Here is a 14,465-nt window from a genome sequence, read left to right as displayed (position 1 = left end):
GCGTCCGGTCGTTTTAACCGAGCCGTCCGGATCGCGCCTCCGTAGTTTTACCTAGCCAGGTAGCGTCGATGCACGCCATCAGTTGAAGTAGATCGGATTGCCAACGATCAACAGGCTGCCATCGGCACCGCGGACATTGGCGCGCAGCCAGTGTCGCCCGCCATCGCTGGGCCAATCGAACGACAAGGTCTGCTTCGCGCCACCAATGACCAGCGCATCCTTCGTCTGCAAGGGCTTTCCATCCACGATGATTTGCGCATGCGCCTGGTCCAGCGCCTCGGTATGCAAAGTGATGCGAACCGTGCTGCCGGCCGGCGCGCTCAAGGCATCGCCCATTTCCGCCGAGTGGTCGCCCACGGTCGCCACGACATCGATGGCGCGGTCGCGGGTGCCTTGTACGTCTATGAACACATGCCCGGCGCGAATCGCATCGAGGATGGCCTTCATCGACAGCTCACTGGCGTGAACCACGGTGGTCGGCAGGCCGATGGCCATGCTGCCGCCGGGGAACGGCAACGCCACTTTCGCATTGTGGTTGTCGCTGCCGCCGATACCGGTGAGATGGAAGCCCTGGTTGAGCTGCGCCTCCCAGAACGGGATGCCGGTGTGCTGCGGGCTCATGGCGTCGATGCCATTGACCGCCTCGATGGCCTGCACCAGATGCATATCGACCGGCTTCGCGGGCGTCCAGCCGCAGCCCATGCAGGTTTCGTCGTTGGGGCGGATGGGATGGTTGATCGAGAACACGCCGTGCAAGGCGGTGGCCTGCGTCAGCAAGGCGTTCCAGTCAGGAACCGACTTGCTGCCCAGACGGAAATCCAGCGGCTCGGTGGTGCCGAACAGATTCGCATGCCCCTGGAAAGTGGTCACCTCACGCGCCGGTATCAGCAGCAGGTGATCGAAGTACGGCTGCAATTCGCGGATGTCGTTGGCCTGGGACACCGTGTTGTGATCGCTGAGCGCGATGAAGTCCAGTCCGCGTCTGGCCGCCTCTTCCACGGTGAAGATCAACGGACACGGTGCACGTCCGTCACCGCTCTGCGTCGGACAGCTGCCGTCGCTGTGCGCGCCGTGCATATGCAGGTCGCCGCGATACCAGGCCATCTCCTTGCGCAAGGGCGGATTGAGCACAGCCGGCAACCACGCCGGATCGCCCGGATGGCCAAACCAGATCCTGGCGGTGTATTCCGCCTTCGAGGCGGGACGGATATTGGGAATGCCCAGCAGCAGGGCCCAGCGGCCCGGCTGGATCGGCCCTGGCGCAAATGACGGCGTCGCGTCGACCGCACCCACGGTGAACAGCTGCTTGCTGCCGCCCGTCCAGCCGCGCAGGCCTTGTTGACCATGGAAACCGGTGGGATCTTCCAAACCAAGATCGATGGTGGTGTGCTCGGCGCGCCCCGTGGATTCAAACTGCACGGTGATCCGATTGACACCCGTCGGCACCTGGAACGGCACCTCGCGATAGCTGTGGTTGTCGCTGCCCGTCAACTGCCCCTGCAGCACCACATCCGGCGCACGGTCCGTGGCACACGCCACGCCCAACACGGCCAGCCACAGCGCCACCAGCGCCAGATACCCGAAACGACTGCGCGTATTCTCATTCATCGCTTGCTTCCCGAAGCAGGACAACCGTCCCGCGCGCCGCCATGCGGAGCGGCGCGCAGGACGTCCGCCAAACACAATCAGAACCGGTACATGACCGAGGCGCGGAAGGAGCGACCGAGCAGCGGTCGCGCAATGAACACGCTCTTGGTGGCGTCGCTGCTCGCCAGTTCGCCGGCACGCGGATTGCCCTCGGTCAGACCCAGCGAGTTGTTGAGGTTGTCGGCATACAGGAAGAACGAAAGCTCCGGCGTCATCTGGTAGCGCGCGCTCAAGCCGATCGTGTGGTACTGCGGCAATACGACCGAGTTGGCCGTATCCACATAGCGGCGGCCTTCGTACTCGTAGGACATCTGCAGGCGCAGCTTGTCGTCGAACAGATTCACGCCCGGCACCACGCGAAAGCTGTTCTTGGGCACGCGGATCAGCTGATTGTCGTCATAGTCGAGCAGCACCGGCGCGCCTGCTGTCACCGTCGTATAGGTCAGGCCCTTGTACTTGGGATCCTGCACGGTCGCGGTGTACTGCACGTCGAAATACTTGGACGGATAGAACGTGCCTTCCAGTTCCAGACCATAGGTCTCGGTATCGGCGTAGCCCGTCTGCGGCGTGGACACACCGGTGTTCGGGTCGAACACATAGTTGCTGAAGCTCACGTTGTTGTACTTGGTGTAGAACAGCGTGGCGTACGCATCCATGTAGCGGTTGCTGTACTTGTAGCCCATCTCCGGCAGGATCATCGTCTGCGTGATCGGCGTGGCCGTCGGCGTGGTGATGTACGAGCTCAGGTTCGGCAGGCGAAAGGTGGAGGTGTAACGCGCAAACACACCCTGGTGCTCGCTGAACTGGTAGTTCGCACCCAGCGTCCAGCCAAGCTTGCTGAAGCTGTGGTCGTAATCCACGAACTGGCCGGTGCCGGTGAGGATGTTGTTGGTCGGCGGCGTACCCAGATTCACGTTGTGCGACAGCTCAGTCCAGCCGGTGGTGTTCACCCGCTCCCAACGCGCACCGCCGTCGATGCGCAGCTGGTCGTTGATCTGCCATTCGTCGGACGCATAGAACGCATTGGTGCTGGACGTGCCGCTGGCATACGCCCACTCGTAACCGTAACCGTAGATACCGTTGTTGGTCAGCTTGCCCAATGTATTGCCGGCACCGTCCACGGCCACCACGTCGAGCAGGCGCGCATTGTCCGTCGCGGTGAGGATGGCGGTGGACGAATAGCGGTCGAAATCCTGGTTGAAGTGCGCGTAGTAGTAACCGAACGTCACATCGTGCGTCTGGTCGCCGAACTCGAACTTGCGCAGCAGGCGGGTGTCGCTGGTGAGCTCGGTCATCGGCATGGTGATGCCGCGCAAGCCGCCCGTCACGACCAGGCCGTTGTTGGGACTGGCGTTGTAGGTCTGGCCGTTGTCGACATACTGCAGCTGCATGCCGGCCGCGTTCGGGTAGTACTTGGTGAGCTGCTTCTGTGCCGTGGTGAAGAAATCGCCCGTGGTCTGCACCGCGTTCGGATAGACGCCGTTGCGCACCGTATCCGTATCGCTGTAGCGCAGGTCCTCGGCAACCTTCCAGCCATCGCCGAGGTTGTAGTCGAACTTCACCGTGAACTGCGTGCGCTTGACCTGGGTGCCGAGGCTATTGTCGAAGTTGTACAGGCTGCCGTTGCCCTGGATCATCTGGACGTGTTCGGTCTCCGGACCGGCCAGCGTGCCGTAGTTTCCATTGAAGCCCGGCACCGCCCGCAGATCGCCACTGGCATTGCGATACATCGGGATACCAAGATCCAGCGCGACCTTGTCGTCCAGGCGCTTGATATCGAAACTGAGGCTGCCGTTCTCGAACTGCTTGGACAGCGTGGCGCGCAGCTGGCCACCCTGATCGTTGGTAAAGCCCGGGCTGCGGATGCCATTGTCCTGGCGATAGAAACCACCGGTGCTCAGCTTCCAGCCGTCGCCGATCGGCGTGCCGTACCAGAAGTCCAGACGGTTGAGTCCGTAGTTGCCCAAGGTGTACTTCACCAACCCCTCGGCCGTATCGCCCACCTGGCGCGGAATGAAGTTGATCGCACCGGCCGGCGCATTCGAATAGAAGATCGACGACGGGCCACCACGCACCACTTCGATACGATCGATCGTTTCATCCAGACGAAACGCCTGGTCCGCATTGAGATAGCCAAGCGCGGGATCGTGCTGCACGGGGATGCCGTCTTCGAGCAGGTTCACCGAACCAAAGCCGTCCACCGGGATGCCGCGCGCGCGGATATTGCCGCTCGCTTCGCCACCGGACGCTTCCACCCAGAAACCCGGCACCGACTTCAGTGCCTCGGTGACGCTGGTGGGGTTCTGCATGCGCAGGCGATCTTCATCGATGGTGGTGATCGAGTAGCTGGTCTGTGCCTTGGTGCGTTCGTCCACACCCGAGCGCGCGGTCACCACGACCTGATCGAGATCCTTGGTCGTCTTGCCATTGCCGGATGCGACCGTCGCATCGCTCGTCGCTGCCGCGCCTGCACTACCGGCCATCGTCACCGCAGCGGAGGCCGGATTGCCCGCATTGGCTGCCACGTTTCCCGGGACGATCGTCACCGTGTTCGGCGTGACCAGGCGGTAGCTCAGGCCGGTGCCTGCGAGCAACTGACGCAATTGCTGCTCCGGCGGCAAGCCGGCATCGGCGCCGGGACTGCGGATGGTGTCGGAGATCTCCGAACCATAGACCACCTGCATGCCCGCCTCGTGTGAGAAGTTCTCCAGCGCCTTGGCCAGCGGCATCGCCGCGATGGCGGTGGTGTGCACGGTGGCGTTGGCTTGGGCGAACGTGGCCAGGGGAAGACTGACGCCGAGCACGAGGGCGATATGTAAAGCCAAACGATTGCGCATGAGGGGTAACAACCTTGAGTGAGGTAGACGGCTTGCCGGCGATCAACGCTCGCTGCGTTTTTTCCGGCCTATACCTTTCAAGAGCCTCGTTTTGCGCAACCGGGCACCTCCGATTGCATGAATCTTTTCTTACAGGTGCCCGGCTTTCGTGTCAGTTTGATTCGAGGCGATGATGCGCACGCGGTCGCGCTCCTCCACCACACGCACGTCCGGCAGCGTGGCCAGATAGGCCGCGAACGCCTGCGGGTTGTCCGCGTGGAAGATGCCGCTGATGCGTTCATCGGCAATGCTGCCGTTCTCGATCACCAGCGGCTTGCTGGTGTACGCATTGAAGCGCCGCGCCACGTTGCCGATGGTTTCGTGCTGGAAGCGGATCTCCGACGGCAGCCACGCGGTGACCTTGGCCACCTGCGCAGGCTGCTTGATGCTCACGCCCGATACGCTCAGTGAAATCTGCTGGCCGGTGGTGAGATCGGCGACCGGATCGGCGCTCAACAGCGCCGCGATGCCGCCCTGCTTCGATTCGTCGGCGGCATTGAGCACGCGCACGCGACCGCTGATTACCGTGAGCGTGTCGCCGCTGGCATCGCGCTTCACGTCGAACACGGTGCCGATGTCCTGCAATACATGGCCGCCCACATTCACCAGCATGGGCCGACGCATATCCTTGCCCACGTCGAACAAGGCATTGCCCTTGATGACTTCGATGCGCCTGAAGCGTTTATCGAAGTGCACATCGATCACGCTGTTGCGATCGAGCTGTACCAACGTGCCGTCGGGCAGGGTCACGGCGCGCACGGCCGCGACATCTCCCTGGAAGCTCCGCTCCACCAATCCGTTCGCATCGCGCCAGTAACCGATGCCCAACCAGGCCATCATCGCCGCCGCCGCGAGCCCGCCTGCACGCATCGCCATCCGGCGCGCACGTCCTGGCCGCGCGACATGTTCCTTGCGGATCGCGCTGCCCACCATCGGGAACATCACCACCGGATTGTCGCGGCCAGCCTGATCCACCAGCTGCTCCACCGTGAGCGTCTTCAGCGCAGCGGCGGCCTTGAAGTCGCCATGCATCTGCACCACCGCGAAGTACTCCGCGACATGACGCGGCGAAGCGCGCAGCCAGGCGAGGAAGGCCACGCGCTGGCGTTCGGTCAGTGGCTCCTGTTGCTCGATGTACCAGGACACCGCCTGCTCGGTGATGCGACGCGCCTGCCGGGCAGCGTCGAACTGCGTGGAATTATTCATAGTCGGCCATCCTTTGCCGGCACGCCGCCAGGCCTTTCACGACGTATTTCTTCACCATGCTGGTCGAGATGCTCATACGCTCGGCGATCTCGCGATAAGACATCTCATCGCGATAATGCATGATCAGCACCGCCTTGCACTTGGGCGACAGCCGATCGATCAGCACGCCGAGGCGTTGCTGGCGCAGATCGCTGTCCATGTCCGCTTCGAGATTGGTCGGCGCTGCCAGCTGCTCCACCACCTGCTCCAGCTCGTCACTGCCCAGCGGCGCCTGCTGGCGCAGCACGGCATGCTCCTTCACCAGGTTCGCGGCCACCGTGAACAGGTAGGCCTCGGGGCTGCGGATGTTCGCGGCGTCCGCCGGCTCGATCCGCAGCAGGCGCAGATAGACCTCCTGCACCAGGTCCTGCGCATCCCAGCGATGCGCCACGCGGCGCAGGAAGTACTTGCTCAGCGTCGCGCCCTTTTCCGCGAACAACGCCGACCACGCCCCATGCTTTTCCCGCACCGCTCCTCCTTCCACCGTGTTCGCCGAGGAAGGCTACGGCACTCAGACGGCACGGAGCCTAGGGTGGTGGTGTGACCGCTTTGTGACTTCGCGCGCCCGCGCATGACAATCGTGGCGCCGGTCACAGTATCCTCAGCTGGGCATCAGGCGCGAAGCGCGTGATGGCCTCCACTCCATCACAGGATGCAATGCATGCAGGAACCGATGCGCGCAATCGTCGTCATGGGCGTCTCTGGCTGCGGCAAGAGCAGCGTGGCCAAGGCGCTCAGCGAACGCATCGGCGCACGCATGATCGAAGGCGATGCCTACCATCCCGAACAGAACGTGCAAAAGATGAAGGCCGGCATCGCACTCACTGATGCCGACCGCCAGGGCTGGCTGGAGCACCTGTCTGGAGAGCTCGCCAAGGTCGTGGCCAGCGGTCACATCGCCGTGCTCGCCTGCTCGGCGCTCAAGCGCCGCTATCGCGACACCTTGCGCAGCGGTGTGGCCGAACTCGGCTTTGTCTTCCTAGACGTGTCACCGGAGGTCGCCCTCCAGCGCGTCGGCTTGCGCTCCGATCACTTCATGCCGGCCACCTTGGTCGAGAGCCAGTTCCGAGATCTGGAGCCTCCGACAGGCGAAGCACGTGTATTGCGCGCCAACGGCAACGAACCACTACAACTGATCATCGATCAAGCGCTGCACTGGTGGAACACAAGCAACGGGCCCAACCGGATCGATCGCTGACGCGATATTTCGTCCTCGGTCATTTAGACGCACCTGACCCCGCTGCTGATCCGTACCAAACCAACGCGAATAGACATGACAATGGTGGGCAATGCCGGCCCATACGACGTTGCTTCCACCTGTTTCTATAAGCCAAAGGCCTAGTGGATTTCGCAGAGTCCGGCGCCTATCGTCGACGGCGTTGCGCAGCGAGTGGACGATGCGCCCATCGTGCTCTGCGATCTCCTTTGCCACGGCCACGATGCTGCTGGGCACCGCCGCCTCGACCAACATCGCTGCTTCAACCTCGAACAGATGACAGCTGTCTGCCATTGACCGGAAAGTTACTGGCCAAGCAACCAGGCAATGTCACCCATTTGTAAGAAAAGTTGACTTAGTTCGATTCAAGAGCCCAGGCATTCGTCACGCGAACGCGCCCATATGCGGCCACGTTGGGCAGCCCGGTCTCCACGAGCGTCGCGGCGATTCAATTTTTGGGGAACCACCATTTTGGAATCGCCCGCATTGCCGGGGCAGAACCCCGCGTTGCATCAAGGAATCCAGGAGTGTCGTCATGCGCAAACGCATCTCCAAGAGTGGACTGACCGTCAACGCCATTGCCGGGTCCTACGTCGTCGTGCTCGGCCTGGACATCAGCGATGCAAAGCGGAAAGGGCTACTCGGCTTCGCAATCAAGCGAACCGACAAGACCGAGGGTGAAAGCTATTGGATGAGCGGCACCAAGACATTCGAAAGTGTCGAGCCCCATCCCGCGCCTGGCGGGCAGTATTCGAGCCATGTCCACCCGTTCCAGTCGTTCCAATGGTCCGACTACTCCGCGAAACCGAACCATTCCTACACCTATACGGTTATCGCCATGTACGGGCCGGTAACCGACCTCAAGGAAGGCGTGAGCATCGACGTCTCGGTCACCACTGAGCCAACGGAAGGTGCCGAGCACACCATCCATTTCAATCGAGGCTCCGTAGCCACGCAGGAGTACGCGAGGCGCTTTCAGAACATTCCTCCGACGCCATTGAAAAAGGGCGGACCGAGCGCGGGACAGGCGGCATTCGACTGGCTATCCCGCGGGCTGATCGAGGGAATCATCGAGTTCATCCGCCGGGCTGAAGGAGAAGGTTATGCGTTAAAGGGATGCTTCTATGAATTCCAGTGGGCGAGCGTCCTGGACGAACTACGGAGTGCGAAAGGCCGCGGCGTTGACGTGACGATCGTCTACGACGACATCGACAACGCCACTGGCCCGCACAAGAAGAACGAGGCCGCCATCAAGGCCGAAAAGGTCAAGACGCTGACGAAGCCACGCCAGAACGGCACGTTGATGCATAACAAGTTCATCGTACTGACGAAGAACGACAAGCCTGTCGCCGTGCTGTTTGGATCCACCAACCTGACATTGAACGGCTTGTTCGGTCACGCCAATTGCATACACGTCGTGGAAAACCCGGACATCGCGACCAAGTATCTGGACTTCTACGCCAAGCTGCATACTGACCCGGTGACCACTCGCGGCAACACCTATAAGCAGTGGACGATCGACCAGACCCCAGCCCCGGCGGCGGCCACGGATTTCATCGATGACATGGCACCCGTATTCTCGCCGCGCGCCAATAGCGATGCTCTTGACTGGTACGGAAGCTTGGCAGGCGCAGCCAAGAACGCACTCTTCATGACATTTGCGTTCGGCATGAGCGACGTCTTCCGCAATGTCTATGAGTTGAAGGACGAAGTGCTGCGCGTCGGCTTGATGGAGAAGGAATGGAACGGCCGCAATAAGGAGGCGCAGATCGAGGCCATTCGCAAGATCCAGGCGTTGCCGAACGTGGTCATCGCCATCGGCAACAGGATCCCGCTCAATGGCTTCGATCAGTGGCTTGGCGAGATCGACAAGATCGACAAGGATGCGCACGTGCTATGGGTGCATTTGAAGTTCATGCTGGTCGACCCGCTGTCAAAACATCCCATCGTTGTCACCGGATCGGCCAACTTCAGCGACGCCAGCACGACCAAAAACGACGAGAACATGCTGGTGATCAAGGACAACACCCGCGTTGCCGACATCTATCTTGGCGAGTACATGCGACTGTATTCGCACTACGCCTTCCGTGAGGCGGTTGCCATCTTCCTGCAGAAGAATCCTGGCGCCACCCCCGAAAACATGAAACTTGGCTTCCTGAAGGAGGATGACGATTGGACGGCAGATGCCTTCAATCCAAAGGACAGGACTGCACGCCGGGCGCGGCGACTCTATTTTGCAGGGTCGTGAGTACGAGCCCGAAACGAATGGGCGACCACCGTCATCTGTTTGATGGCAGAAGATGGTTCCGCCCCTTATTCGCCTGCGCCCCGATCACAACATCCGCTTGGCCACACCGTCGCGATTGATCACAAGATGCTTCAGTACGGCGCCCAGATGAAGGATCAGCAAGCCGCCAAGCGCCAGGGCGAGATCGACGTGAATGGTCCCGAACAGGACGCGTAGCGACTCGTTGGGTGCGAAGAGATCAGGCCAGTTCCATAGACCGAAGAAACTGACCGGATGGTTCCCCGCGACGCGATGCGCGTAGCCGGCAAGCGGCAGTATGAGCATGGCCAGATAAAGCAACCCGTGGACGCTGTGCGCTACCCACGCTTGCCAGCGCGGCATGCTGCCCGGCAGGGGAGGCGGTCGGTGGCCGACACGCCAGATGATTCGCGCTATAGCCAGCCACAGCACTACGGCGCCGATCGAGCCGTGCCAGAACAAGATGCTGTTCCACTCGGGCGACTTGTGCGAGTAGCCAGGGAAGCGCTCCATGCGCAGGCCAATGACCAAGTTGGTCAGTATGAACAGGGCCACCAGCCAATGCAGAACCTTGGCGGTGCGTGTGTAGCGCGGGGCGGCAGATACGGGAACCAGCATGGACGTAGGACCTTGTTGAATGGACTAAGCGCCAAGCCCTTCGATGCGAGGCGCTATCCACATAACTAGGCTGCGGTCCGTTTTATTCCATCAAGCGCAATCGCGGCTGAGCGCGCGTCCGTGATGGGGTCGAGTACCTACGGCGCGTGACACCTTGATAGAACGCTGGCCGTTGTAAAGGCGAGCTGCGACAGGCTCACCTGCCGCCAGCGGAACTTTCAGCCTGCATCGGAGTGAAGATCGACAGCGGCCGAACGAGCTGACGGACCAACAGTCCACAAAGAAAAAGCCCGCGAAATCGCGGGCTTTCACAACACTCAACAACGATATGGTTGGCGCACTTCAGAACGGAATATCGTCATCATCAAAGCTGTTGTTCTGCGCCGGCGGTGCCGACTGGCGCTGCTGGTTGCCGTAGTTGTCGCCGCCGCGCGGGGCGCCGCCGAAGTTGTCGCCGCCGCGGGCCTGGCCGCCACCGTAGTTGCCGCCGCCCTGCTGACGCGACTGGCCGCCGCCACCGCCGCCACCCTGGGCGCGCTGGAAGTTGCCGCCACCGCCGCCTGTGCCGCCTTCCGTGCCGCCGCCGAGCATCTGCATTTCGGCCGCGATGATGTCGGTGCTGAAGCGCTCGACGCCATCCTTGTCGGTGTACTTGTCGGTGCGCAGCGAGCCTTCGATATACACCTGGCGACCCTTCTTGAGGTATTCGCCGGCGATTTCAGCGAGGCGGCCGAACAGCTTCACGCGGTGCCACTCGGTGCGCTCCTGCTTTTCGCCGCTCTGCTTGTCGGTCCAGTTCTCGGAGGTCGCGATGCGGATGCTGGTAATGGCGGTGCCATTGCCGGTGTAGCGGGTTTCCGGGTCGGCGCCGAGGTTGCCGACGATGATGACTTTGTTGATGCCACGTGCCATGGATGGGTTTCCTCTGTGAGCCGGCGCTGCGTTCTTGGGCAGTCAGCACCGGGATGTTGGTCCGGCGGCCATCATAACCGTGCCCCGGGCGTGGAAGACAGGATTGACCTGCGCCGGGGAACCGTGAATCGGGCCAGCCTTCGCCCTGCCCCAACGTACGGGGTTGGCGAAAAACGTCCGGGAATCAGACCACTAAACACTCTCACAGGCTGCGACACCCGGTCAGGCCGCTCAGACCCCGCTGATAAAGCGGTAGCCCACGCCGGGCTCGGTCTTCAGCCAGCGGGGTGTGGTCGGATCGTCGCCGAGCTTCTGGCGCAGCTTGCCCACCACGATGCGCAGATAGTGGCTGTCGTGGGTATGGGTAGCGCCCCAGATCTCGCGCAGCAACTGCTGCTGGGTCACCACGCGCCCGGCGTGGCGCAGCAGCAGCGCGAGCACGGCGTACTCCTTGCGCGTCAGGGAGAGCTGCGCGCCGTCCAGCCACACTTCGCGACGACCGAGGTCGATCACAAGGCTGCCGTCGTCGTAGCGCTGCATCGCCTCGGGCTCACCCTGCCGGGCACGCAGCAGGGCGCGCAGGCGCGCCATCAGCTCCTGGATGCCGAACGGCTTGGTCACATAGTCGTTGGCGCCGGCATCGAGCGCCTTCACCTTTTCGCTTTCCGCATCGCGCACGGAAAGCATGATCACGGGCACGTGCGTCCATTGGCGCAGCTCGGCGAGCACGTCGTGCCCTTCGCGGTCCGGCAGGCCGATGTCGAGTATCACCAGATCGGGTGAGCGCGTGGCGGCCAGCGCCAGGCCTTCGGCCGCATTCGCCGCAAGCAGCACCTCGTAGCCCTCGGCGCGCAGGCCGATGTCGAGGAATTTGCGGATCTGTGCCTCGTCATCGATGACCAGGACACGTGCGGCGGAGGTCATACGTGGTTGGTCGGCGGCGCCGGCAGCGGCAAGGTGATGCGAATGGTGGTGCCAACGCCGTCGCCCGGCAAGGCCTCCACGCTGCCGCCGTGCGCGCCGATCATGCCGCGGCAGATGGCCAGACCCAGGCCAGTGCCCTGCGGCGCGCGATCACCGCGCGAGACGGAATAGAACATGTCGAAGATGCGGGCGCGTTCGTCTTCGGGGATGCCTGGTCCGCGATCGATCACATCGATCTGGATCTGCTCGCCCTTGGGCCGCACCACCACGCGCACGGCCTGCCCCGGCGGCGAAAAGCGCGCCGCGTTTTCAAGAATGTTGAACAAGGCCTGCTCGATCAGGGCGGGATGCACGTAGAGCAGCAAGGTCTGCGGCGGCAGCTCGATGTCGACCTTCAGATCGGGAAACAGCTTGCGCAGGCGTGTGGTGGCCGCCGCGACGATTTCGGCGGCGTCGGTCCAGTCGCGATTGAGCTTGAGCGTGCCGTGACCCAGCTTGGTCATGTCGAGCAGGTTCTGGATATAGCGGTCCAGCCGCTGCCCTTCGCCCAGGATGGCTTCCAGCAACTCCTGGCGTTCGCTGGCCGGCAACTGGTCGCCATAACTCGACAACGTACCGGCCGAACCAATCATCGAGGCCAGCGGCGAACGCAGGTCGTGCGACACGGAGGAAAGCAGCGCATTGCGCAGACGTTCGGTCTCGCCCTGCACGCGTGCGCCCTCCAGCTCCTCGGCCAGCCGCGCACGCTGCAGCGCCTGGCCGATGTCCTGCACCATGGTCAGCGCCAGGCTGCGTTCATCGGTGGCCGGCTCGCCCTGCCCCGGCGGGAGGCGCAGGGCCGCCACGCCGAGGTGGTTTTCGTCGCTGCCCAACGGCAATACCCAGCAAGGCGCCGCGTTGAGCGTGTCGGTGAAGCGGCCCGCCTGTTCCGCGTGCTTTTCGCTCCATTCGGCCGCACCCAGATCCTGCGAGGTCAGATCGAAATCGCGCGGCGATGACGCCACCACACGCAACACCTGGCTCGCGTCGCGCGCCAATACCGCCACCTCGCAGCGCATGACATGCGCCAGTGCGGCAGCGCCCACGCGACGGATGCCCTCGGCATCCGTACTGGTGGAAAGCCGCTGCCCCAGCGCGAGCAAGGCGCGCGCCTGCGCATGGGCCGTGCGCAAGGACTCGACCTGGCTGGCCAGCTTGGTGGCCAAGCGGCTCGCCACCAGGGCCGCGACGAGGAACAGGCTTACCGCCAGCACGTCGTCGAAGTTGGCAATCATCAACGTGTAGCGCGGCGGCGCAAAGAAGAAGTTGTAACCGAGGAAGCACAACAACGCCGTATAGACGGCCACCGCCATGCGCGTCCTAACCGCCACCACCAACACAGCGGTGAGGAAGATCAGCGAGAGGTTCGCGACCGACAGATAGCGATCGGCGATGAACGACAGACCGAACGCCACCAGCGTGGCGAGCGTCGCATAGATGTATTCGCCGCGACGGCCCGAGCCTCCGGGCATGCGCAGGCGCAGACGCGACTTCGCCCGCTCCGCCGGCGTGGCGATGATGGTGAGTTCCAGATGTGCGCCACGGCGCAACAACAACTGGGTCAGCGAACGGCCAAGCATGCGCGCCAGCGGGCGTTCGCGCGTACGGCCGAGGATGATCTGGCCGATGCCTTCGCGATCGGCGTGGGCGATGAGTTCATCCGCGATGGCGTGCCCTCGCAACACGACCGTGTCGCCACCGAGGCGTCGCGCAAGGCGCATGGCGGCGCCCAGCCGCTCGCTGCGGGCCTTGTCCAGCGTAATGCCGGTATCGACGAAGGCCACGCTCCAGGGCGCGCCACGTCGTTCGGCAATGCGACGGGCGATCCGGACGAGATATTCGCTCTGCGACTGGCCGTCGATGGCGGCAAGTACGCGCCGCCGCACCGGCATGGCGCCGCCGCGCGCGAGCATGTGCTCGCGCAGGTCGCTGTCCACGTGACCGGCGACGGTATCCACCGCCAGCTCGCGCAGGGCGACCAGGTTGGTCGGCGAGAAGAAGGCATCGAGCGCCGCGGCCGCCGTCTCCGGCACATAGACCTTGCCCTGCTTCAAGCGCTGGATCAGCTCGCGCGGCGGCAGGTCGACCAGCACGATGTCGCGTGCGCGATCGAGGAAGGCATCCGGTACCGTTTCGCGCACAGTGACGTTGGTGATGCGCCGCACCTGGTCGTTGAGGCTTTCCAGGTGCTGCACGTTGAGCGCGGAATACACCTCGATGCCAGCTTCGAGCAGCTCGGCAATATCCTGCCATCGACGCTCATGGCGACCACCCGGCAGGTTGGTATGCGCCAGTTCGTCGACCAGGATGATGTCGGGACGACGCGCCAGCGCCGCATCGAGATCGAACTCGGTGAAGTCGCGCCCCTTGTAGTTCACCTTGCGGCGCGGCAGCTGCTCAAGCCCTTCGAGCAGCGCGGCCGTCTCCTGCCGCCCATGCGTCTCCACCAGCCCGATCACCACATCGATGCCCTGCCGTTTGAGCTCCCTCGCCGCGGACAACATGGCGTAGGTCTTGCCCACGCCCGGCGCCGCACCGAGGAAAATCTTCAAGCGACGCGTGCGCTCTTCCTGCATGGCATCCAGCAGGGCATCGGCACGTGCTTCGCGAGTCGGTTCGGACATGGGTGTCGTTGGGGAGGTGGTGGGATAAGGGTAGGACTTGGGGTTCGGGGCGGATAGTGCACCAAGCAGATAGCAACGCTGCCGCGAGCACCCGCCCC

Annotated in this window: 10 protein-coding genes; 2 read left to right on the top strand and 8 right to left on the bottom strand. The window is 63.1% G+C overall.

What is annotated here, in order from left to right:
- Nucleotides 1-78: 78 nt before the first annotated feature.
- From Y882_RS12595 to Y882_RS12580, 4 genes are all read right to left on the bottom strand, one after another.
- Nucleotides 79-1,608 carry a CehA/McbA family metallohydrolase gene (locus Y882_RS12595; RefSeq protein ID WP_052949965.1) on the bottom strand — a complete coding sequence of 510 codons (1,530 nt, stop codon included), beginning with the start codon at nucleotides 1,606-1,608 and terminating at the stop codon, nucleotides 79-81.
- Between the two features lie 77 nt (nucleotides 1,609-1,685).
- Nucleotides 1,686-4,484: a TonB-dependent receptor gene (locus Y882_RS12590; protein WP_244466337.1), complete on the bottom strand. Its 2,799-nt coding sequence runs from the start codon at nucleotides 4,482-4,484 to the stop codon at nucleotides 1,686-1,688.
- A 129-nt stretch (nucleotides 4,485-4,613) separates the two neighbouring features.
- Nucleotides 4,614-5,729 (bottom strand): FecR family protein, encoded by a 1,116-nt coding sequence (locus tag Y882_RS12585; RefSeq protein ID WP_046972265.1) that lies wholly within the window; start codon nucleotides 5,727-5,729, stop codon nucleotides 4,614-4,616.
- On the bottom strand, nucleotides 5,722-6,237 hold the full coding sequence (locus tag Y882_RS12580) for an RNA polymerase sigma factor (RefSeq protein ID WP_082121098.1): 516 nt from the start codon (nucleotides 6,235-6,237) through the stop codon (nucleotides 5,722-5,724). Before Y882_RS12580 ends, Y882_RS12585 begins: the two co-directional genes overlap by 8 nt.
- A gap of 183 nt (nucleotides 6,238-6,420) precedes the next feature.
- On the opposite strand from Y882_RS12580, the gene Y882_RS12575 reads away from it, so the two are divergent.
- Together Y882_RS12575 and Y882_RS12570 are read left to right on the top strand one after the other, a co-directional pair.
- Nucleotides 6,421-6,966 (top strand): gluconokinase, encoded by a 546-nt coding sequence (locus tag Y882_RS12575; RefSeq protein ID WP_211259172.1) that lies wholly within the window; start codon nucleotides 6,421-6,423, stop codon nucleotides 6,964-6,966.
- 553 nt (nucleotides 6,967-7,519) lie between these two features.
- Nucleotides 7,520-9,232 carry a phospholipase D-like domain-containing protein gene (locus tag Y882_RS12570; RefSeq protein ID WP_046972262.1) on the top strand — a complete coding sequence of 571 codons (1,713 nt, stop codon included), beginning with the start codon at nucleotides 7,520-7,522 and terminating at the stop codon, nucleotides 9,230-9,232.
- 84 nt (nucleotides 9,233-9,316) lie between these two features.
- Here Y882_RS12570 and Y882_RS12565 read toward each other — a convergent pair whose 3' ends face one another.
- From Y882_RS12565 to Y882_RS12550, 4 genes are all read right to left on the bottom strand, one after another.
- Complete coding sequence (locus Y882_RS12565; protein WP_046972261.1) at nucleotides 9,317-9,868, bottom strand: cytochrome b; 552 nt, start codon at nucleotides 9,866-9,868, stop codon at nucleotides 9,317-9,319.
- Between the two features lie 342 nt (nucleotides 9,869-10,210).
- Nucleotides 10,211-10,780, bottom strand: a complete 570-nt coding sequence (ssb, locus tag Y882_RS12560; protein WP_046972260.1) for a single-stranded DNA-binding protein — start codon at nucleotides 10,778-10,780, stop codon at nucleotides 10,211-10,213.
- A gap of 231 nt (nucleotides 10,781-11,011) precedes the next feature.
- The gene (locus Y882_RS12555) at nucleotides 11,012-11,704 is read right to left on the bottom strand and encodes a response regulator (protein WP_046972259.1); all 693 of its coding nucleotides are present in this window, start codon (nucleotides 11,702-11,704) and stop codon (nucleotides 11,012-11,014) included.
- On the bottom strand, nucleotides 11,701-14,367 hold the full coding sequence (locus Y882_RS12550; protein ID WP_046972258.1) for a sensor histidine kinase: 2,667 nt from the start codon (nucleotides 14,365-14,367) through the stop codon (nucleotides 11,701-11,703). Before Y882_RS12550 ends, Y882_RS12555 begins: the two co-directional genes overlap by 4 nt.
- Between the last annotated feature and the right edge of the window lie 98 nt (nucleotides 14,368-14,465).

Source organism: Dyella japonica DSM 16301, from assembly GCF_001010355.1.
In the GTDB taxonomy this organism is placed as follows: Bacteria; Pseudomonadota; Gammaproteobacteria; order Xanthomonadales; family Rhodanobacteraceae; genus Dyella; species Dyella japonica.
The sequence above is the reverse complement of the archived record's forward strand: the minus strand, read 5'-3'. Positions and strand labels throughout refer to the sequence as shown.